Origin of the sequence: Paraburkholderia dilworthii (assembly GCF_000472525.1) — a bacterium.
GTDB lineage: Bacteria > Pseudomonadota > Gammaproteobacteria > Burkholderiales > Burkholderiaceae > Paraburkholderia > Paraburkholderia dilworthii.
Map to the genome: position 1 here is coordinate 425,826 of NZ_AWZT01000002.1, position 21,082 is coordinate 446,907.

Genomic DNA, 21,082 nt, shown 5'->3' on the forward strand with positions numbered 1-21,082 from the left:
GCGGCGCACTACAATGCCAGTGACGACATTCAAACCGACAGGAATGACACCACCATGACATCCAACGAAACGGCGACACCGACGCTTGCAGTAGAGCGCGGCGCCGGCGTAGCCGTGTGGCGCCAGATCGAGCAGATCCTTTCGGCGGAGATCACGGCGAAGAGCTTTGGCGAAGAAGGCCGGCTGCCGAGCGAGGCAGAACTCGCGCGGCGCTTCGACGTCAACCGCCATACGGTGCGCCGCGCGATGCTGCGACTTGCTGCGACGGGACTGGTCAGCGTAGAGCAAGGACGTGGCACTTTTGTGCAGCCTGGTGCGATCGATTATCAGATCGGACGGCGCACGCGGTTCACAGAAAACCTGCGCCGCCACAATCAGTCATCGGCGGGCGTGGTGTTGTCGAGCGCGAAGATCAAGGCCGATCCGGTCGCCGCCAGGGCGCTCGGAATTCGTGCGGGCACGCTTGTCTACGAGATCGAGACGCGCCATGACTCCGAGGATGTACCGCTGACCTACGCTCGGAGCTGGTATCCCGCCATGCGTTTCGCCGATTTTCCGGCGGTGCTGGCGGGCAAGCCAGGTGTAAGCGCGGCGCTAGCCGAATTCGGCGTGACCGATTACACGCGCAAATGGAGCCGTATAGGCTGCGTTCTGCCGAGTTCCGAGGTCGCGCGACGTTTACAGATCAATCGCCAGCAGCCTGTCATGTGGGTAGAAAGTGTCGACGTGGATGAAGCCGGCGTGCCGATCAAATACGGCATCACTCATTTCGCGGCGGACCGCGTGCAACTGCTGGTCGAAGACGGCATATGAGCGCGCGGACGAACGACGCGCGCATCGCGCTTTACTACGCACCGCCCTCCGCGTCCGCATGGTGGCAGGCGGGCAGCGAATGGCTTGGCCGGGATGCTGAATCCGGCCAGTCCATAGAGCCGCCTCGTGTTCCCGCGCTTGCGCAGCCCGTTGCGTCGTTGACCGTGGCACCACGCCGATACGGATGGCACGGCACGCTTGTACCACCGTTCCACATCGCCGAGGGTTGCACGCGGGACCAAGTGGTCGCCGCTGCAAAAGCATGGGCGAAGAAAATTTCGCCATTCAATGTCCCAATGCAGGCTGCGGAAATGGACCGTTTCGTGGCACTTCGAGCCGCGCAACCCGAGCACGATGAAGTCATCCGCGACATCGCAGCAAGCGCCTTGCATGCCCTTGCTTCGCTACGCGCCCGCCCATCGCATGAAGACACGCAGCGGCGCCTTGCGGCGGGTCTGAACGCCCGGCAACTCGCGTTGCTGCACGAATGGGGCTATCCCTACGTGCTCGACGAATTTCGTTTCCACATGACGCTTTCCGACTCCATCGATTCGGAGCCGTTGCGCGCTGCAATCAGGACGCTCTGGCGAGCACGCAGCGAAACACTCGGTCCGCTGCCTTTTCACGGCGCAGCGCTTTTTGTTCAGGAGAACCGGGGCGCGCCCTTCTCTCTCTCGCAGCGCCTTTCTTTCGGCGATGCAGGAGAAAGCGCATGAACGCCGATTGGGGCAAATTGATCTATGTGATGGGACCGTCAGGCGCAGGCAAGGATTCGCTGCTCGGCTTCATGCGCGAGCGCATCGGGTCGCAGGTGCTGTTTGCTCATCGATACATCACGCGGCCTGTTTCGGAAGGCGAGAATCACGTTGCACTCACGCACGATGAATTCGCCGCGCGCCTCGCAAGCGGCGTGTTTTCAATGCATTGGCAGAGCCACGGACTGCACTATGGGATCGGCGTGGAGATCGATGCGTGGCTCGCGCGTGGCTTGATGGTAGTCGTGAACGGCTCGCGTGAACACGCGCCTGCTGCGCTCGAACGTTATCCGCACACGCAGTTCGTTCACATCCACGCGAATCAGACCGTACTTGCCGCGCGTCTGGAACGGCGGGGCCGCGAAGATTCGCAGCAGATGGAGGCGCGTCTAGCGCGCCGTCCTGCGCTTGTGTTGCCGCACGAGGCGCAGATCACAACTATTAACTCGGGCCTGCTGGCCGATGCCGGAGAACAACTCCTCGCTGCGATCAATCAGCCGCTGAAACTGGCTCTCTAAAAACGTCGCCGGTTTTCAGGGTTGGCACCGGCCGATATTTTCACAATCAAGAGCCCTAGATTACGCGCTCCCGCAGCCACGCCGAGCCAAGATCGATCAGACTCACGATCACGATAACCATGAGCAATACGGCTGCGGTCTGTGCATAGTTGAACGAGCGAATTGCCTCGTACAGCACCACACCAATGCCTCCGGCGCCCACCATGCCAACGACCATCGCCGAGCGCACGTTCGATTCGAACCGGTACAACGCGAACGATATCCATAACGGCAAAACCTGCGGCAGCACGCCGTAAAGCACCTCGTCCAGACTGCTTGCTCCGGTGGCGCGCACGCCCTCGGCGGGACGGGCGTCGATTGCTTCAACGGCTTCCGCGAAGAGCTTGGCAAGCACACCCGTGGTATGCACCCAAAGCGCGAGCACGCCCGCGAACGGGCCGAGCCCGACCGCCACAATAAACAGCATCGCGAAGACCATCTCGTTGATCGCGCGGCAGGCGTCCATCAAGCGTCGCACGGGCTGGACGACCCACACCGGCGCAATGTTATAAGCCGATAACAATCCGCACGGCACCGCGAAAACTAGCGACAGCGCCGTGCCCCACACCGCTACCGCAAGCGTCACGATCATCTCGTGAACGTAGGTACGCCAGTCGTGAAAATCCGGTGGGAAAAAGTCCTTGCCGAACTGCACCATGTTGCCGGGATCGGCGAACAGGTCGAGCGGACGCATGTCGGCGTTGTGCCACGACAGCCCGAGGACGGCTAGGATCGCGATCCAGCCGAGCATCGACAACCAGCTGCGTTTGAGTACATGCGGCCCGGGCTTGATGGCTTGCGGGCGTGCGCCGGCGCCGTCGAACGAATAAGCGTCGACGGTGTGCTTCACTTTGCCGCCACCTTATCCAGTTGCGCCAGTTTCTGGTCGAGCGCGGCGATCTGCGCTTTCCTGTCTTCGTCAGACAGATGGGCGTCGTTCTGGATCTGTTCCTTCTTCTGGAACAAGGCCATTTGACGGATAGGAATCAGCTGCGCGTCGGTGGAATCGGTGAAGCCCGACAAGCCCGTGATGCCTTCCATGATCGCTTTCTCGCGCGGGTCGGTCTGCGCGTAGTGATCGAAGAAATTGCGCAGCTTGTCCTTCGTGGCTTGCGGCAAGTCACGGCGCCACACCATCGGATCCGACGGAATCAGCGGCGACTTCCACAATATGCGCACGCGCTGCAGCAACTCGGGATGCTGTTGCCGCAATGTTTCCACCATGTCGGTGTTGTTGGTCGCAACATCGACGCGATTGTTCACGACGGCCAGCATGTTCGCTTCATGGCTCGACGGCAGCACGCTCTTGAAGTCGTTGCGCACCGAGATGCCGTTTTTGGCGAACAGGTAATACGACGGTACGAGCGTGCCGGAGGTCGAGTTCGGATCGCCGAAACCGAGGTTGATGTCGTGCGTATTTTTCAGCACCTGATCAACGGTTTTCCACTTGCTGTTCACGTTCGTGATCAGCAGCGAGTAGTACCCCGCCTCACCGCTTTTGTACTTCACTTTCGCAAACACTTCGCCGTTACCACGATCCACTGCTTCAATGGCCGATGCATTGCCAAAGTAGCCGATCTGAACCTTATTGAAACGCATGCCTTCGATAATGCCGGCATAGTCCGTCGCGAAGAACGGCTTCACCTCGAGACCGGTCTGCTTGTTGAGGTCGTCGATAAGCGGTTGCCAGCGCTGTTTTAGCACAGCGGAATTATCGGTCGAGATAATGCCGAAGTTGATCGTTTCGGCAAGCGCTGCCTGGGATACGAGACACGCAGCACACGCCGCGGCGGCCAGAAGGAAACGGGCTGATTTCATCGAATGGATCCAGGTTTAGAAGAAAACAAAACGTTGTCTGATCACGAGCTTGCGGCCGACGCGAATGCCGCTGCTCGAGTCGATGCGGCTTCGACATGCGCTGCCGCGCGTTCGAGGTGGCGAACCCGGGTGTGCTGGGCCGGGCCTGAGTCGGCATCGGTATCGCTGTCGATAGTGGCATCGGTCAGCAATTCTTCGGCCGCCGCACCATAGAGCTCGCGCAACAACGCCGGTGTCAGGCTCGCGGAAGGGCCGTCGTACACTACACAACCGTTACGCAGCGCGACCGCTCTAGCACAGTACTTCATCGCAATGTCGATCTGATGGAGCGACACGACCACCGTCAGGCCGTGATCTTCGTTCAGCGACTGGAGCAGTCCCATCACGCGCCGCGAAGACTCGGGATCAAGCGATGCGATCGGTTCATCGGCGAGGACAATGCGTGCCCGCTGGACCAGCGCGCGTGCAAGCGCAGCGCGCTGCTGCTGGCCGCCCGATAACGTGCTGGCGCGTTCATTGATATGGTCGGCAATGCCCATGGCCGACAGCGAGGCCGCCGCAAGTTCCTGCTCGGCGCGTGGGAACCGGCCAATCAAGCGCCGCCACAACGGCACACGCGACAACGCGCCGATCAACACATTCGTGCGGACCGTAAGGCGCCCCACCAGATTGAATTGCTGGAACACAAAAGCGACGTCGCGACGAATCCTGCGGACTTCGCGCGCCACCTTGCCATTCTCCTGAATGGGCCGCCCGAGCAGCGTTACGTGCGAGGGTGCCGGGTCGGAAGCAGTGAATCCTGCAATGTGCCGCAGTAGCGTCGACTTGCCCGAGCCGGATGCGCCGATCAGCGCGACCATTTCGCCCTCGCCTACCTTGAGGTTGACGGAGTCGAGCGCCTTGCGACCATTGTTGAACGTCTTGCATAGACGTTCGATGTGGATTGCATCCATGATGTCCTCACTATGACGCGCGAGAACTACAGCGTCGTATGGATTCTAGGAATGCAACATGACGGCGCAGTGACGATAGCAAGTCGTCTAGATGAATACACAAGTGATTGCGCCCGAGACGGCCGGCGGTTCAGTTGATTCCAACGTCATTCAAATAATTCGCAGCGATTGGGGGCGGAACGGGTCTTAGTGGCCGTCGGTGAGCATCATTCGCGCAGCGATGGCGCGCTGATCCGGGTCGACGGCTAGCGTCTGAGCGCGTGGCGAAGTTCGACACAACAAGAGGCGCCGCACCCTTCGCCAGATTCAAACACCGGATAACCTCGTTTGCTGATGCCGCTTGCCCGTTCATCGTCGCTGCTTCGTTTCCTCGCCTTACCCGCACCGCACACATACGCAGCACTACGAAAGTAGTTCCTACCATAGATCGCGCGAATCGCCTTTTCAGCGTAGTTGTGTCGGAGCAGAAGCTCGGCGTTGGCCTGCAGTTGATACGGGCCAATCGAAGGCAGCGAACTCGCCTGTTTAGAAGTGGACGGGTCGCGCATCATCATGCCCGAGGCGAGCGGGCTTGATCATGATCTTCTGGAAAGGGATCATCGTCCATGACCATGACGAACTCACTTCGAGATAGAGGTACCTCGATAAGCAATTGAGTAGCGCGCGACGGCCTGTCCTTGACGAGCATGCCACCGTCACGCAACTGCCTGGACGGCGCGACGCCCCCACCGCTGCGCGAATTGCTTGCGGACAAGAGCGGTGTGCGCATGCATCGCCGGAGACGCCGCATCGGGAGGGCGCGTGCGGATAGCACGACAAACGGCCGAGTGTTGCTCGAGCCGCGTTTTAATGCCAGATCATTCGCATCGCCTGAATATGCGATGTTTCGTAGGTATTGTTGGTGACGTGTTCGCGCAAGTAAGGTGATTACGCGGCCGTAGAAATGGCTGAGCATCAGGTTATGCGCTCATCCCCACGGATCAGGGTTGGCGTTTGCCGCGGCCACGTGCGGGTCTGTCAGCCGGCCAGCGCGAACCCACATCTGGCTTGCTGGCGGGCTTGCTGCGCGGCTCTTGTACGCTGAATGGCTTACCGCTGGACAAGCTCGTTCCTTTGCCCGCGGCCACAGCGCGCTGCGCCGCAGGCTTGTGCTTGCTTTCGCCACTGTGCAGGCGCGGTTTTTTGCTGAGTACATGCGTGATGCCCGGTGCAGCTTGCGGCACTTTGGGCGTCTTGGGCTTTTTGGGTTTCTTGATGATCTGGCCTGTCGCGCTGGTTTGCGGCACGCGATGTTCGGCTTCAAAACCCGGCTCTTCTTCACGGGGCAGCGTTTGCCGGATCAGCGCTTCTATCGCGGCCAGTTGCGGCGCTTCATCGGCACACACGAGGGACACCGCCATGCCGCTCGCGCCCGCGCGGCCGGTACGGCCGATACGATGCACATAGTCTTGCGCCACGATCGGCAAATCAACGTTGATCACCAGCGGCAGGTCGTCGATATCCAGCCCGCGCGCAGCCACATCGGTGGCTACCAGCATCTGTACTTCGCCCGTCTTGAAGTGCTCCAGTGCGCGCAGGCGCGCGGGTTGCGGTTTGTCCCCGTGGATGGTGTCGACCGCATAGCCCGCCTCTTCCAGCATGGCCGCCAGGTAATCAACACCATTGCGGGTTTTGACGAACACGAGCGCGTGCTCCCAGTTGTTCTCAGCCACCAGGTGCATGAAGAGCTCAGGCTTGTTCCTTTTATCCACCGGCACCACCCACTGCTTGATCCTGCTTGCCGTGGCATTGGGCGGGCTGACGCTGATGTTGACCGGGTCGCGCAGAATGCCTGCCGCCATCGCGCGGATATCATCGGTAAACGTGGCGGAGAACAGCAGGGTCTGGCGCTGAGCCGGTAACGCAGCAAAGACCGCGTTGAGTTCGCGAGCGAAGCCCAGATCCAGCATGCGGTCGGCTTCATCCAGCACCAGCGTTTGTACCTGATCGAACTGCACCGCGTTCTGTCGATTGAGATCGAGCAAACGGCCTGGCGTGGCAACAAGCACATCCACGCCTTTGCGCAACTTCATCATCTGCGGATTGATACTTACACCGCCGTAGGCGGCCAGAAATCGTAAGTCGAGGCCTTTGCCGTATCCGATGAAGCTCTGCAACACCTGTTCGGCCAGTTCACGCGTGGGCACCAGCACCAGGACACGCGCGCGGTTGCTGGACACCGCCGGACCGTGTTGCACTAGCCGTTGCAACAGCGGCAGCGCAAAACCCGCCGTTTTGCCTGTGCCGGTCTGTGCCGCAGCCCTGACGTCGCGGCCATTGAGCACAGCAGGAATCGCCTTGGCCTGCACCGGCGTAGGTGTGTCGTAATTGAGGTCCTGCACATTACGCAGCAAGGGATCGATCAGGCCAAGCGAGGCAAAAGACATGGGCGTATTCCGGGCTGAAACCGCAATTCTAGCGGTTGTCGTTGGGGCGGCAATGGAGGAGTTAGACGCCCAGGCGTTTCGTGGCCACCGTCGGTCGATGGATGGCGGTCGTGATTCAGCGTGCGACTAATAGCGGTGTCGCGAAACCCACCTTCAACAGCCGGTGGTCACGCACTAGATGTCTACCGCTTCAAGGCGTAAAACGGCCTCTTAGCGAGACCACTCAACGCCCTTACTGCGCTGCTCATACGTTCGCATGTCCTCGATCGGACGCGCAGCCGCGCCGGAATCAGCTCAATGAGCGTGGGGCCGAACAACGGCGTTTTCCGCAGGCATCTGGCGTGCCGGCGCCTCGTCGTTAAACTCGAGCAAACCACAATGGTCGCCACACCGTCGCCGATCAGGTTCGTGACGGCACGCGCCTCGTTCGGGAAGCAAGCATCAGGACAGAAATCGTTGGACTTGGCGAAACCTTATAAATGTTGCAATCGCGTGTAAAAACCGGCGGTAGGAACGGCTTGTGCGCCGCTCTGGCCGGAAGAGCCGCCGGGGTTTGGTTGCCGATACGCGGGTGCAGCGGGTTCATTGCTTGCAACTTGCATTTCAGCTCGAGTATGGCAACGCATAGCGGCAATGCAATCATCATCTGAACCCGGTCAAACGATGAGGCGACGGCGACTAGGCGATGCCTTTTCGCCATCGCACACGATAAGGAGATGTCAGTCATGCGCAAGACGGACAGGCTGCAGCGCATTGAAGAGATCCAGTTGGCACTTGCAAGCGCCTTCGAATCACCGAAATCACCGACTGTCACGACCTATGACGAAGGCGCCACGCTCTATGTCCAGTTGTCGTGGGTGCTGGAATCACACGGCGATACGACCCTCGATGCACGTTGCGTCGTGACACTTCGCTTTTCGCAGACCCAGATCGACTCGTATGCGCAGATGGACACCGCAAAACGCCTGATAGCGCAACAACGGCTCGTCGCCACCGTGATGAAGCGCTTCGGCGAATTGCAAAGCCCGCCAGCGCGCCAGGGCGACTGTGCGATCGAGGTGACCGTCGACGACAGTCTGCTCAAGCTGCCGGATGAGCCCTAGTCGACCGCCCGGTGAGCGAACGAAGACAAACTCTTTCCGGAATCTAGCCCGTCTCTTCCGGCAACAAAGCAGGGTTTGTCCCGAAACACCGTTGCATTGGACGGCTTATCGGCTTTTTCTCCGTAGTAGAGTTGCCCTTATAAGATGGGCGGCTCCATATCGACCCGTGCGCTGCCTACCGCGGCCTTGCCCGGTCAGTCGCCAGTGGGACTCACCCGTCCGGGGCGAACATCCGTCCAGACCGGGTAACAAGGTGCTCAAAAAAGCGCCATTCCTGCCCAAGGCTTATCGAGCCAAGCGTCACAATGAGGCGCATCGCTCTCGCTCGACGACGCTGCGACGAATTGTTCGCCGTGCTGCGCGACGGCACGATCTACCAACCAAAATCCCCCTACTGCTTGACGAATCACATAGGGCCATATTGAATTTCGCCGACAGCAAGCACCGATTACCGACGGTTCGGACCTCAAAGTCGAACGGCAGCAAGGGGCCGCGTGCGGAAATGCGGCGTCGCACGGCGCCGTTCTTGAACATAAGAGGAACGGCGATGCCATTCACCTGTACTACTCCGCGTTCTGCGCTTTTCGTTTGCGGTACCGCGTACCATCCGGATTGATCGTTACCGACGAATTTTCGTCTCATGGCGGACCGGTGCCGTGTCACCCGCCGATCGGCGGCGGCGCCTGCACAACCGGAGCCGCCGCGTTGAAAAGATCGGCGCGGTTGCCTGTGCGGGGCGGATAGATCCGCTCAGTGTTGATGACGCGTTTGACGTTTTTTGCTTGCTGCCCCTGTGCCGCGAGCCTGCGCTCCCAGCCTTCGGTGTAGACCGCGCCCCAAGGGCCGAGGTCGAGAATGGTCGTGTACCAGTTGATGTCGAGCGGCAGCATCGGCAGACCGAGCAAATCGCAGACGACGTTGTGTCCCGCGAAACGCCCCATCGGCCTGCTGTGCTGGCAGGACATGACGGACTCGTGCCTGCCGTCTTCGAACAGCGCACGCGCCACGTCGCCGGCTGCGAAGACGTCGGGGACACCTTCTACGCGCAGGTTTTTGTCGACCGGCACCCGCCCAAGCGCATCGCGCTCGACGGGGATGCAGCGTGTCAACGGACTCGCATGCATGCCGCCACACCAGATAATTGTCGATGCGTCGATGCGCTTGCCGCCCGCGAGCGTCATCCCCGTGTCGTCGATCTGCTCGATCTCAACGCCGGTCATCATCTCGATGCCGAGTTGCATCAATGCCTGCTCGATGACCGGTTGCGCGCCGCCCATCGCCATTGCGATCCGCGGCGCACGCTCGATTAGCATGACGCGAAGCTCGCGCTCACGTAGGCGCTCACCGCTAGCTGCCAGGAGGTCGCGCACACGGTGCGGCAACTCGGAGGCGACCTCCACGCCCGTGAGACCTGAGCCGATAACGACGAAGGTCAGGCTTCCAGCACCATGTGAACGCACCATTCTTAGGAGCCGTCGTTCGAGGCGTTCGGCGCCTTCGTATGTATCGACGTCGAACGCATGGTCCGCAAGCCCCCGAATCGGCGCATCGACAAGGTGGCTTCCCGATGCCAGCACGAGCTTGTCGAAAGATAGCGGCATGGTGCGTCCGCGGACGCTCACCGTGACCTGTTTGCCGGCGACATCGATGTCCGTGGCTGCGCCCTGGATCCATTGCACGCCGACGGGGTCTAGCACATTGCTCAACGGTACGAGCGTCGCCGCGAGATCCGCTTCGTAGTTGCGCACCCGGATGCTGTGGTGGGCGTGAGGGTTGACCATGACGACTTCGACCTGATTGCTCGCACGTTGCTCATCAAGCTTACGGGCCGCGCCGATGGCGCTCCACAAGCCCGCAAAGCCACCGCCGATCACGACGATTCGTTTCATGGCCGCTCCTGACCAGAGATGTTTGCGCGGCCGATTTGCCTGATGAAGCGGCGCGGCAACGCGGATGAGATTCGCAGAAAGCGACCGGACACGAAGCAAGATATGAAGGCGGGGCAGCCCGATGCGTGCGGACCTATCGCAGTTGATATGGTAGGACATCGAAACGGAAATGCGAAGAATATGGCTGAACGGTAACCACTGGTCGCGAGTCGGTAGACATGCAATCGGTGCTTCTCGCGGTTTTCGAATCATGGACTCGCAATAGTTTGTTTAACTTGAGGCTGCGGATCTGCCAACGGTGTTGCAGTCACTGTGACAGCTACGTTTTCCGATTCCGGGCAATAGCCCGGCAAATGCAGCAATTCCAGTCGCGCGTATCGCAACGAATGCGATAGCGCCAATGACGACGATCGCGTTGTTGCACGTTGGTTTCGATTGCACTGAGTTTGCAAAGAGCCGCATGATGGCTGGCTGATCGCGCGGCAAACCTGATCGGAAAACTGGAAGTGTCCAGTATGACAAACGAGAGACGAGACCCTCTTGAAAGGGCGCGAGCGCGCGAATACGTAGGAAAACGCAATTCCAGCAGTCGGAGGTTGCCATGAAACGCGTGAACCAGTTCGCGGATACCAAGGCTGGAAGATCGAGGCGTCAACGACCGTTCTGGTAAATCAACGGCCCTTGTCTCGGGCGTGATCGTCTCGCGTGGTGACGGGCGGTTCGTCTTCACCGACCTCGGCAACCGCGTCTACATATCCCAAGCCTACGAACGCGGAATCGAATGGGCGAGGCAGTGGATCGACAACAACTACCGACTCCCTGCACACAATCCATTGCACGGATAGTCGCGGCGAACCCTCACGTACCGGCGAGCATCGTTCCGCGACATCGCCTGTGGCCGCAGCGGCACGCATACTGCGCGCGCACTGCTGCCGAGGCGCGGCTCTCTGTCACAAGACCGTATGCGATGAACAGTTCCTCTCCGGGCTGGATATCCAACACCGCCTGAATGTAGACCCTGCCGTCATCCTCGACGGCCTCACAATTGGCGACGCAGGCATGGTTGAGCCAACGCGCGCTGTTGCCGCCGAGCGAACCGTCAATGACCCGTCCGTCGGCAAGTCCAAAGAGGAACGTATGGCCCTCGCTCCCGAACCGGCGATGGCGACTTATCGCGCGCTTCCAGCTCATAACCGTGCCGGTGTACTCGAGGATGAGCTCGCCGGCGCACAGCGGCCGCAGCGCAAAGACGCCGCGACATGAACGCTCGATCGGCGGACAGAGATTCTTTTCATCGATAGTCGGTATTGCGAATGTGGGAGGTTCAGCTACCGCTGGCGAGGACCGGAACGAACATCGCATCTCCGCCTGCGAGTCAGGGATGGGCACTTGACAGCGATTCGCGCCTGTAGAATCGTCCATCATCCACAACGGAAATTCAAGTCGATGGCACGATACAAGGAACTGCTCGCGGAAAAGAGAAGCTTGAAAAATTGATGACGGCGCCCGAGGGGCGCGGATTTATCTCGCGGCTTTCGACGTCTTTCGCGCCGACGCACAGGAATACGGTCGTTCGCCGCAGCGACTTTGCGCCACTCCGGGATCCGAGGGGCTTTACCCGCTCGAGGCGGTCGCGCCGGCGAACCTGTCGCCTCACGACACGGCCACGTGGATCTACCACGCCAACGTGGCCGCGATTCGCCGCGCCGATATCGTCACGGCCAATGTGGCTGACTTTCGCGGCGTTGGCGAGCCGGATACTGGCACCGCGTTCGAGATCGGCTTTGCCGCCGCGCTGGGAAAGCCCATATGGGCATATCGCGACGATCTGAGCCCACTGCGTAAGCGCGTGCCGTGCATTGCGACAGCGCTCCGCAATGTTTGCGAGCGCGGCTATCTAGTCGAGCACTTCGGACTTCCAGTCAACCTGATGCTCGCGTGCGCGGCGCAGATCGTCGAGAGCGGCCCTTTCGCCTGTCTGCACGCGATCGCCGACGCACAGCGCAAGGGGATGCCCCCTCTCCCTATAGACGGGTTGGCGAATTGCAGATTCGCAAGGTGTTAGGGCGACGCTAATCCAGTATATAAAGTACTGCGCGTGATCAACGAGTCTCATTTCTGGACAGCCGCGCCGCACACCGCTCATCTGCAATGGCAGACTACGGAAGCGGCCGGTGCAGATCGCCGCCGGTTCTCCCAACGCTCGATCGTGCAGCACAAAGCGATGTTCGACCTGTTCCTTCGCCATCTCGTCGCCCGAGGCATGGCACTCGCGACGTTTGGGTCCGAGCACCTTGCATCATTCTTTGGGGACATCGAAAACCGCTGTGCGCCGGGTACGACCACGCGCCTGCGCTCTACTTCAAGCTGATCGACCGGCTGTGTCGCCATCTTGTCGGCGTCGGGCTGCGTGACAGCAATCCGGCGGCACCTTTCGCGCTGTCGGCCGCCCGGCCAGAGGATGAGCTAGAACCGCTCTTCCTCGATCCGGCCCGCAGTCGCTGCGTTGCAGGCCTACGCCCAGCCCGACGCTGGCGACGATTTCCGCCTGCGCCGCAACCGGGCGGTAGTTGCGCTGCTACTCGGCGCGGGACTCACCGCGGCCGAACTTCGCGGCGCGCTGGCGCGATATTTTTATAGACGGCATACGGCCGCAGGTACGGGTTCCCGAACGGGGCGCACGCCCCGAACGCGTTTCACCAAACGTTGACCAGCAGTCGTTGCATTTCGCCACTCCAACCTGCGGCCGCCGCTGTTGTGATTTCACGCGCGGGCACCAATGCGACTTCTGGCAATGCGTGCAAGCGATGATTTATGAAACGAGCGCCGTCGATCCGCCCTAAGGGCGCGTCGACGAACGTCACGCAAGTATTGCGCCCTTTATGCCGCTCGCCCCTCACCTTTGCGCGCTCCCGGTCCGGCAGTTCTTTGCGTGGGCGCAAAAGCAGTGAATCACGTCGCAAAACGCTGATAGTTCGCTCTTCGTTGAGTGCGCAGTTTATGTCTATGCTCCTCTGGCCACGCCCTAAAAAAATCTCCGGGCCGAGTGGCATGCCAATCCTGCATAGAAGAGGAAAGTATGTCGCTCGATACGTTCTCACTGCGCGCGCCTGATGGTGAGCGCAGGCTACCTGCTGTCTCCATCATCGTTTCGCTCCTGAGTCTTTCGTGCGCCGCACCGGCGCTCGCGGCGGGCGTCCTGCCTCGAGGCGGCGCCTATGTGAGCGGTAGCGGCTCCATCGCTACTTCCGGCGATACGCTGACCGTCACCCAGCCGGGCTCCACACGCGGCGTGGTCGACTGGAACCGCTTCTCGATCGGCCACAACAACACGGTCAACATCAACAACGGCAACGGCGCGACGCTCAATCGCGTGACAGGCGGCGCGCCGTCGATGATTCTCGGCAAGCTCAACGCAACGGGCAGCGTCTACCTGATCAATCCGCAGGGCGTGGTAATCGGTCCACAAGGCGTAGTGACGACGGGCGGGCGCTTCGTTGCGTCCACGCTCGATACCGACAACGCGTCGTTCATGGCCGGCGGTCCGCTCACGTTTTCCGGCCAGTCCACGGAGCGTGTGGTCAATCTCGGCAACATCGGCTCGACCAACGGCGACGTGCTGCTGATTGCCGCGAGCGAAGTCGACAACTACGGCAACATCAGCGCGCCGAACGGCACGGCCGAGATCGCGGTCGGCAACAAGGTGCTGTTGCAGGACTCGTCGAGCTCGCAGCAGATGTTCGTGCAGACGGCGAGCGGCGGCGCAATCGTCAATACGGGCGCCGTCGAAGCGGCGCAGGTGAACCTGCAAGCCGTCGACGGCAACATCTATGCGCTCGCCGGCAATGCGGATATTTTACGCGCAACGGGTACGGCGGTGCGCGACGGTCACGTGTGGCTCGTCGCAGGTCCGAAAGGACAGGTCATTCTCGCGGGCAACATCGCCGCGAGAAACGCGGGCGGCAAAGGCGGCACGGTCGACGTGGACACCGGACTCTTCACATTCTGGGGCGACTTTGCGAAAGTCGTCGCGGGCCAGTGGAACGTCACGCTGCCCGCCTACACGTTTGACAACGGCGCGGCGCGCTCCTTCACGCGCAGCCTCAACGACGGCACATCGGTTTCGATGACGACTACCGGCGCGAACGGACAAAGCGGCGACATCAACGCCGACCAGAGCATTCAATGGACGGGCGGCGCATCGCTCGCCCTGAACGCGGCGCGTAGCTTGACGGTCAGCCCCGGCGTCACATTGAGCAACCAGGGCAGCGGCGCGCTGACGCTGCGCGCAGACGCGGCGGCCGTGAACAACGGCGGCAGCGTCATCAACTACGGCACGATCGACTGGTCGCGAAGCACCGGCACGGTCAGCGCGCTGTATGACATGACCGGCAGCTATACCGCGGGCATCATGCTCGCGAACAGTGCGTGGGTCGCGCCGCAATACAGCGGCCTACTCACGCAGATCACCGGCTACAAACTCGTCAACATGGTCGATGACCTGCAAAACATCGCGAACGATATGAGCGGCAACTACGCGCTGGGCCGCGATATCGACGCGACGGGCTACGCGTTCAAGACGCTGGGCTTCGCCAGCAAAGTGGCGTTCAGCGGGCAGTTCGACGGCATGTGGCACAGCGTGTCGCACATTAAACCCGACACTGACGCGGTCTTCAGCGACATCGCCGCAAACGGCGTGGTGCGGGACGTAAATATCCTCGATGCGGTGTCCGGCACTTACGCGCCGTCGTACAAACCAGACGGCATTCTGGCCATGAGCAACTACGGCCTGATCGTCAATACGTTCACGTCGGGCTACGTGTCGGGGTACAGCAACGCGTCGGGCGCGAGAATCGGCGGACTCGTCGGGACGAATTACGGAACAATCGCGCGTTCCGGCAGTAACGCAACCGTCCAAGCCGACTCCGGCGGTGGCGGCCTGGTCTACGACAACGAGGGGACGATCACTCAGTCATACGCTACCGGCATCGTCGCGGCGAATGAGTCGCGCGGCTCGTCGGGCGGCCTTATCCACCAGGGTAACGGCACGGTTACGGAGTCGTTCGCGACCGGCCAGGTCTCTGCGTTCAATCTCGTAACGGTCGGCGGGATCTGCGACTACTGCACCGGACTCGGCAGCGACGTCTACTGGAATACCGAAACGACGGGCCAAGCCAGGAGCGGCGGCAATCTTCCGGCGTCGAACGGTCTGACCACCGCGCAGATGAGTGACTCGACGAGCTTTGTCGGCTGGAACTTCGGCAGCGATGGCGCCTGGGTGATGCCGGCGGGCGCGACGCATCCGGTGCTGCGTTGGCAGGTCGAGCATTGAGCGAAAGATGCGATCGGCTGCTGCATTCACACAGTACGCGAGGTTGTCGCCAACCTAGGGGCGTTGGTTCAATGACCGTATCTGGCCGGTTGCCGAAGATCGCAGTTAGAGCGCCGCGCATCCCCGGCGACCGCGGCCCGAACTTCCGGACCCGACCCGTTTGAGTCACTTGGTTAGCGATCCTATCGATCCGTTGTCACGCCGATATGAGGCATTCGGACGCGACGCTGCAGTCACCAGCACCAGAACGCCCCGTACACCTGGATGGCGCGGTTTCATGGAGGCCTGCGGAAAACCAGCGTTGGGTTCGACAATTGTTCGCCCTGCCAGTCAGCGGTCCGTGATCGCTGACTGGCAATCTTCAGGACCGACTCTCGCGGTTACTGGCGTTCGATAGACAAATCATGGGTATTACGCATGGGTCAACGAGCGTAACTGAGACCAACGTCCGGTCCGGGCAGCACAACAATTTTCCCGCGCCTGGCACGGTCGAAGGTTGCCAGCACAGCGTCCATTGCGTTCGCGAGAGGGAACGTAATGGATGCAGGCGGTTGAAGATAGCCGCGGGCAACCATCGAAAGCAGCGCCGTGCGTACACGCCGCGCCTGTTCCGGCCGGTTGGCCAGGAAATACCGTATGTCGACTCCGTGCAGTGTGGCGTTCTTGAGAAGCGCCAGGTTGACCGGGAGCGACGGAATGGCTCCACCCGCGAATCCAATCACGAGATAGCGGCCGCCTTTGCACAGCGAGCGGAACGCTGGCTCAAGCATGTTCGCGCCGACAGGGTCGAGCACGACGTCAACGCCTTCCGGCGCCACCTTCTTGAGGGCATCACGCCAATCCGGAAGGGTGTAGTCGACCGCGGCCACTGCGCCTAGCTCGCATGCGGCTTTGCGCTTGAGTTCGCTCGAAGCCGCGGCAATCACACGAGCCCCGGCGTGCACGGCAAGCTGAATGGCGGCGGACGCCACCGCACCGCCCGCGCCAAGCACCAGCAACGTATCGGCGGCCGTCAATCGTCCCTGATCGAACAACGCATAGTGTGCCGTCTGATAGTCGACCAGCATGGCTGCGGCAATGGGCATTGGCAGCCCGCCCGGGACAATGTCGACGTCAGCGGCATCAACCACTACATATTCCGCCAGGCCTCCGCCAAGCTGCCATGTGACGACACGCTCACCGACAAGTAGCTCCGTCACGCCGGACCCGACGGCGTCAACCACGCCAGCAATTTCTCCGCCTGGGACGTAAGGCAAGCGCGGCTTGACCTGATAGCGGCCTTGCATCATCAGCCCGTCAACGAAACCAAGAGCCGTTGCTTCGATACGAATTCGCAGTTGCCCGTTTTCAGGCTCTGGCAACGGCTCGTCAATCAACGCATAGGAGTCCAGGTCGAAACCTCTCCCTGAGAAGCTTTGCATGCTTTACCTCCATTTCGAGCACCGTGACTAGCCCGCGCGAATACCAGTACTACATCGCATTTGACCGTATTCGCACTTCACAGCGCGTGGCGCGTTCGGTAGACCAGCAGCCTCACCCCGCCAGTCTCGTAATCGCTGCGCGGCTGCCCGCTTGCTCCCGCAAGCGGAACTTCTGGATCTTCCCGGTAGCGGTTTTGGGCAGTTCGCCGAAGATCACACGACGCGGGCACTTAAAATGCGCCAGTCGCTCCCGACAGAAAGAGATTACCTCCTCCTCCGTGATGCCCGGGGCATCGGGCCTCAGTTCGATAAATGCGCAAGGCGTCTCGCCCCATTTGTCGTCAGGCTGCGCGACTACGGCAGCGTTCAGGATGCCTGACATACGGTATATAACCTCCTCGACTTCGACAGACGAAATGTTCTCTCCGCCGGAGATGATCACGTCCTTCGAGCGGTCTGTGATCTGGATATAGCCGTCGGAATGGACGACGGCCAGATCTCCGGTATGGAACCAGCCGCCGGCGAAAGCTTTTGCCGTTGCGTCAGGATTCTTGAGATATCCCATCATCACCGTATTCCCCCGAACCAGGACCTCACCGCAAGACTTGCTGTCGGCCAATACCGTCTCGAGCGTCTCAGGATCGGCGACCGACATTTTTTCGAACGCTGCCGCACGTACACCTTGCCGCGCTTTCAATTTCCCTTGCTGCTCCGGCGGCAACGCATCCCACTCGTCATGCCATGCACAGCTGATCGGAGTGCCGGAAATCTCAGTGATCCCAAAGACGTGGTCAACATCGAAACCCATTGCGCCAACGGCCTCGAGAACAGCGGCTGGCGCCGGCGAGCCGGCAGTTAGAACCCGCACCCGGCGCGGCAGCGGCTGCCGTTCTGAATGAGGCACGCTTGCGAGGCCTGACAGGACGATTGGCGCCGCACAAAAGTGATCTACGCCCTGTCTGACGATGGCCGAAAGAACATTGGCAGCATTCACCTTACGCAGACACACATGTGTTCCGGCCGCCGCAGTAATCGCCCATGTGAAGCACCAGCCATTCGCATGGAACATGGGAAGCGTCCACAAATAAACCGGCGCGCGCGGGAGCGGCCAGTTCGTCATCTGCAACAGGCTCATCAGATAAGTGCCGCGGTGACTGGGAACGACGCCCTTCGGATCTCCGGTTGTACCCGACGTGTAATTCAGGGCAATGGGCGTCCACTCATCGACCGGGTGGTGACCGGCAAATGCGGGATCGCCGCTCGCCAGCAGCGACTCGTAATCAGTTTCCCCTATGGCGGGGCCGTCTGGCGCTTCCTGATCGTTGATGTCGATCACGCGCGGCGGGTTGGGGACTGACTGCAGCGCTTTCTCGACCAGCGGAGCAAACTCGCGGTCCACCAGCACGAGCCTGGATTCGCCGTGGCGCAGTATGAATGCGACGCCGTCAGCATCGAGGCGGCAATTGACGGCGTTGAGCACGGCACCGGACAGCGGTACCCCAAAGTGAGCCTCAAGCATGGCCGGGGTGTTCGGCGCGATGATCGACACGGTATCGCCTGGTTCGATCCCCAACTGAACGAGCGCCGACGCGAGACGATAGCAACGCTCGCGGGTTTCGGCCCACGTCTGGCGGAAGTCGCCATGAATGATCGCGGTCCGATCCGGATAGACGTCGGCGGTTCGATCCAGGAAGGTCAATGGCGTCAATGGAACGTGGTTTGCCGCGTTCTTCTCAAGTCCTTGAGAGTAGGCCTTTGCACTCATGACTTTGTCTCCATTCATTTTTCGTAGAAAGTAGTGAATTCGCCAACCGGGCTGCGCTCCGTTACCAGCGAGTTCTCGATGCAACTGGGATCCGCATAACCCAGACTCATCCCGCAGACCAACATGTGATTGTCGGGAATGGATAGTTCGTTGGCGATGACACGGTGAAACTTGTTGAAAGCCGCCTGCGGGCAGGTGTCGAGGCCCCGCGCCCGGGCAGCAATCATGACGCTTTGCAGGAACATGCCGGTGTCCAGAAAACTTCCTTCACGCATGACCCGGTCAACCGTGAAAAACAGGCCTACGGGCGCATCAAAGAAGCTGTAGTTGCGGCCGTGCTGGACATGCATCCGCTCCTTGTCCCCCTTCTGAATGCCCAGCAGGCCGTACAGATTCCAACCGACCTCCCGCCGACGGTCCACATACGGCGTGATCCATTCGCGTGGGTAGTAATCGTAGGGCTCTTCCAGGTCGGAACTTCGTGCAGGATCATCATTGATCTCGTTGATGGCAGCAGACAGGCGGGACTTCAACGGGCCTGTCACAACATGCACATGCCAGGGCTGGATGTTGACGCCGGTTGCGCTGAAGCGCGCAACGTTGAGGATGGACTCCACTTCCTCGCGGGGAACCGGTATGGGCAGGAAAGCACGGACGCTGCGCCGGGTGACGAGTGCCCAGTCGACGGCTCGACTCACGTCGGCAAACGAACTGAAAGGAGGAGGAGATAGACGGTCCATTTTTCTCGGCATGTTGAAAATTTGCTGCGACCTGGACGTGGTGTTTTTTCGAGTGCAGAGTTCCGTAACTGCCGCACTCCTCACGCGAACGAACCCCGGCCATGAAGCCGCGTGCGGTAGAGACCTCAGCGCCCTGCGCTACCCTGAACTATGGCGACAGGCGCGCCGGCTGAGCGGCATGAGTCAGCACGTGTCTGATTGATGAGCGTCACCGCCGCCGCACCAATGAGGCCAGCCAGACCGATTGCCATGAAGTTCTGTTCAAGCGGCAGCTTCAAGGAGACGAGCCAACCGATGAGCACCGGTGCCACGATGGCGCCGATCCGGCCCACGCCAGAAGCAAAGCCAACACCGGTAGATCGGATCCCATGGGGATAGAAGTCACCCGCATAAGCATAGGCAAGCAGTTGCGTACCAAGCGTCGATGCGCCGACAACGAATACGACGGCAAACAACGACGCGGTCGACTTCGTGTAGCCCATCAGCGACAGCGCAACCGCCCCGACGACGTAAAACGCAATCAGCACCCTCTTGATGTTGACCTTGTCGCTGAGCCAACCACCGAAAATCGCACCGGCGATGGCACCGACGTTGAAGACGATCACGAAGTTCAAAGCTGAACCGAGGCTGAATCCAGCCATTGCCATCAGCTTGGTCAACCAGGAACTGAGTGCGTAGACCATGAAAAGGCCAGTCATGAACGCGACCCAGATCATCGTCGTACTGAAGCCCCGCCCATCCTGAAAGAGGCGTCGCACCGAGGCGTCCTTGCCTTTGTCCGCCGACGATCCGGCAAAGTGCTCCTGACCGCTCATCGGATAGTTGGGGATCAACCGCTTCACCACCGCGCGCAGTTCTTCGTGCCGGCCGCTTTTAATCAGGAAGGACATCGAATGGGGCATCGTTTTGATGATGAACGGAATCAGCAGGACAGGCAGGCCTGCGGCAAAAAAGACGGATTGCCAGCCGTAGCTGCCGATAAGCTGCTTTGCAGTCAGCGCCACGAGAATTCCGCCAATGGAATACCCCGCGAACACCAGCGTCACCAACCGCGTGCGCAGGGCGTTCGGCGAAAACTCCCCCATCTGCGCGGTGACAATTGGCAAGACTCCGCCAATGCCGAGACCAGCGATGAATCGCGTCACGCTGAAGGCGATGGGATCGCTGGTCAACCCAGCCGCTGCGGTGAAAAGACTGAACAGCGCGACGCAAACACAGATCATCATGGGTCGGCCGAAACGGTCAGCCAGCGTGCCAAGGAAAATGGCTCCGAGCATCACGCCAAATAGTGCCGATCCGGCCATGACGCCAGCGCTGGTTGCGTCGATGCCCATGTCCTTCATGATTGATGGCAGCGCTGCACCCACGACGGCAAGATCGTAGCCGTCGAGTATCAGCATCAATAGACACCAGAACAGGACCAGGGTGTGAAAGCCATTGAATCTTGCCTCACCCGCGAGTGAGTGCACGTCTATCTGGTTCATCTTGTCTCCTTTGGTTTAACGTCGTG

General features: G+C 60.6%; 15 protein-coding genes and 2 pseudogenes. 7 read left to right on the forward strand and 10 right to left on the reverse strand.

Annotated features, from left to right (window positions below; all coding sequences use genetic code 11):
• Positions 1 to 54: 54 nt before the first annotated feature.
• Genes phnF through phnN form a run of 3 tightly spaced genes read left to right on the forward strand, consistent with a single transcriptional unit; the run spans position 55 to position 2,086 of the window.
• Positions 55 to 813 (forward strand): phosphonate metabolism transcriptional regulator PhnF, encoded by a 759-nt coding sequence (gene phnF, locus F759_RS0105750; RefSeq protein WP_027799016.1) that lies wholly within the window; start codon positions 55 to 57, stop codon positions 811 to 813.
• A complete protein-coding gene (locus F759_RS37270; protein WP_036023582.1) occupies positions 810 to 1,529 on the forward strand; it encodes a DUF1045 domain-containing protein in 720 nt (239 codons plus the stop codon). The genes phnF and F759_RS37270 overlap by 4 nt, the downstream gene beginning before the upstream one ends.
• A complete protein-coding gene (gene phnN, locus F759_RS0105760; protein WP_027799017.1) occupies positions 1,526 to 2,086 on the forward strand; it encodes a phosphonate metabolism protein/1,5-bisphosphokinase (PRPP-forming) PhnN in 561 nt (186 codons plus the stop codon). Before F759_RS37270 ends, phnN begins: the two co-directional genes overlap by 4 nt.
• 55 nt (positions 2,087 to 2,141) lie before the next feature.
• Here phnN and phnE read toward each other — a convergent pair whose 3' ends face one another.
• From phnE to F759_RS0105780, 4 genes are all read right to left on the reverse strand, one after another.
• Positions 2,142 to 2,876 (reverse strand): phosphonate ABC transporter, permease protein PhnE, encoded by a 735-nt coding sequence (gene phnE, locus F759_RS0105765; protein ID WP_152530592.1) that lies wholly within the window; start codon positions 2,874 to 2,876, stop codon positions 2,142 to 2,144.
• A 95-nt stretch (positions 2,877 to 2,971) separates the two neighbouring features.
• Positions 2,972 to 3,943, reverse strand: a complete 972-nt coding sequence (gene phnD / locus F759_RS0105770; RefSeq protein ID WP_027799019.1) for a phosphonate ABC transporter substrate-binding protein — start codon at positions 3,941 to 3,943, stop codon at positions 2,972 to 2,974.
• Between the two features lie 41 nt (positions 3,944 to 3,984).
• Positions 3,985 to 4,896 carry a phosphonate ABC transporter ATP-binding protein gene (phnC, locus tag F759_RS0105775; RefSeq protein WP_027799020.1) on the reverse strand — a complete coding sequence of 304 codons (912 nt, stop codon included), beginning with the start codon at positions 4,894 to 4,896 and terminating at the stop codon, positions 3,985 to 3,987.
• 980 nt (positions 4,897 to 5,876) lie between these two features.
• On the reverse strand, positions 5,877 to 7,322 hold the full coding sequence (locus F759_RS0105780; protein ID WP_027799021.1) for a DEAD/DEAH box helicase: 1,446 nt from the start codon (positions 7,320 to 7,322) through the stop codon (positions 5,877 to 5,879).
• A gap of 725 nt (positions 7,323 to 8,047) precedes the next feature.
• Here F759_RS0105780 and F759_RS0105785 point away from each other — a divergent pair.
• The gene (locus F759_RS0105785; RefSeq protein ID WP_027799022.1) at positions 8,048 to 8,425 is read left to right on the forward strand and encodes a DUF3022 domain-containing protein; all 378 of its coding nucleotides are present in this window, start codon (positions 8,048 to 8,050) and stop codon (positions 8,423 to 8,425) included.
• Between the two features lie 170 nt (positions 8,426 to 8,595).
• A pseudogene (locus F759_RS42980) lies at positions 8,596 to 8,850 on the forward strand (hypothetical protein); the annotation flags it as partial.
• Positions 8,851 to 9,084: 234 nt separating this feature from the next.
• Here the strand turns inward: F759_RS42980 and F759_RS0105790 are convergent.
• A complete protein-coding gene (locus F759_RS0105790; RefSeq protein ID WP_027799023.1) occupies positions 9,085 to 10,314 on the reverse strand; it encodes an NAD(P)/FAD-dependent oxidoreductase in 1,230 nt (409 codons plus the stop codon).
• 858 nt (positions 10,315 to 11,172) lie between these two features.
• Positions 11,173 to 11,609, reverse strand: a pseudogene (locus tag F759_RS37275) (SET domain-containing protein).
• A gap of 224 nt (positions 11,610 to 11,833) precedes the next feature.
• Here F759_RS37275 and F759_RS37280 point away from each other — a divergent pair.
• Positions 11,834 to 12,379: a nucleoside 2-deoxyribosyltransferase gene (locus F759_RS37280; RefSeq protein WP_051377118.1), complete on the forward strand. Its 546-nt coding sequence runs from the start codon at positions 11,834 to 11,836 to the stop codon at positions 12,377 to 12,379.
• 1,014 nt (positions 12,380 to 13,393) lie between these two features.
• Entirely contained in the window at positions 13,394 to 15,646 is a 2,253-nt protein-coding gene (locus tag F759_RS0105810) for a two-partner secretion domain-containing protein (RefSeq protein WP_027799025.1), read from the forward strand.
• Positions 15,647 to 16,068: 422 nt separating this feature from the next.
• Here the strand turns inward: F759_RS0105810 and F759_RS0105815 are convergent, their stop codons facing one another.
• From F759_RS0105815 to F759_RS0105830, 4 genes are all read right to left on the reverse strand, one after another.
• Positions 16,069 to 17,067 (reverse strand): NADPH:quinone oxidoreductase family protein, encoded by a 999-nt coding sequence (locus tag F759_RS0105815; RefSeq protein WP_027799026.1) that lies wholly within the window; start codon positions 17,065 to 17,067, stop codon positions 16,069 to 16,071.
• A 112-nt stretch (positions 17,068 to 17,179) separates the two neighbouring features.
• Positions 17,180 to 18,832, reverse strand: coding sequence for an acyl-CoA synthetase (locus F759_RS0105820; protein ID WP_027799027.1), 1,653 nt, complete (start codon positions 18,830 to 18,832; stop codon positions 17,180 to 17,182).
• Positions 18,833 to 18,846: 14 nt separating this feature from the next.
• Positions 18,847 to 19,572: a nitroreductase gene (locus F759_RS0105825; protein WP_027799028.1), complete on the reverse strand. Its 726-nt coding sequence runs from the start codon at positions 19,570 to 19,572 to the stop codon at positions 18,847 to 18,849.
• A 125-nt stretch (positions 19,573 to 19,697) separates the two neighbouring features.
• Complete coding sequence (locus F759_RS0105830; protein WP_027799029.1) at positions 19,698 to 21,056, reverse strand: MFS transporter; 1,359 nt, start codon at positions 21,054 to 21,056, stop codon at positions 19,698 to 19,700.
• Between the last annotated feature and the right edge of the window lie 26 nt (positions 21,057 to 21,082).

Bases quoted from the DNA above. Each gene is read 5' to 3' on its own strand.
- phnF (WP_027799016.1), top strand. From the start codon at position 55: ATGACATCCAACGAAACGGCGACACCGACGCTTGCAGTAGAGCGCGGC.
- F759_RS37270 (WP_036023582.1), top strand. From the start codon at position 810: ATGAGCGCGCGGACGAACGACGCGCGCATCGCGCTTTACTACGCACCG.
- phnN (WP_027799017.1), top strand. From the start codon at position 1,526: ATGAACGCCGATTGGGGCAAATTGATCTATGTGATGGGACCGTCAGGC.
- phnE (WP_152530592.1), bottom strand. From the start codon at position 2,876: ATGCTCGGCTGGATCGCGATCCTAGCCGTCCTCGGGCTGTCGTGGCAC.
- phnD (WP_027799019.1), bottom strand. From the start codon at position 3,943: ATGAAATCAGCCCGTTTCCTTCTGGCCGCCGCGGCGTGTGCTGCGTGT.
- phnC (WP_027799020.1), bottom strand. From the start codon at position 4,896: ATGGATGCAATCCACATCGAACGTCTATGCAAGACGTTCAACAATGGT.
- F759_RS0105780 (WP_027799021.1), bottom strand. From the start codon at position 7,322: ATGTCTTTTGCCTCGCTTGGCCTGATCGATCCCTTGCTGCGTAATGTG.
- F759_RS0105785 (WP_027799022.1), top strand. From the start codon at position 8,048: ATGCGCAAGACGGACAGGCTGCAGCGCATTGAAGAGATCCAGTTGGCA.
- F759_RS0105790 (WP_027799023.1), bottom strand. From the start codon at position 10,314: ATGAAACGAATCGTCGTGATCGGCGGTGGCTTTGCGGGCTTGTGGAGC.
- F759_RS0105810 (WP_027799025.1), top strand. From the start codon at position 13,394: ATGTCGCTCGATACGTTCTCACTGCGCGCGCCTGATGGTGAGCGCAGG.
- F759_RS0105815 (WP_027799026.1), bottom strand. From the start codon at position 17,067: ATGCAAAGCTTCTCAGGGAGAGGTTTCGACCTGGACTCCTATGCGTTG.
- F759_RS0105820 (WP_027799027.1), bottom strand. From the start codon at position 18,832: ATGAGTGCAAAGGCCTACTCTCAAGGACTTGAGAAGAACGCGGCAAAC.
- F759_RS0105825 (WP_027799028.1), bottom strand. From the start codon at position 19,572: ATGGACCGTCTATCTCCTCCTCCTTTCAGTTCGTTTGCCGACGTGAGT.
- F759_RS0105830 (WP_027799029.1), bottom strand. From the start codon at position 21,056: ATGAACCAGATAGACGTGCACTCACTCGCGGGTGAGGCAAGATTCAAT.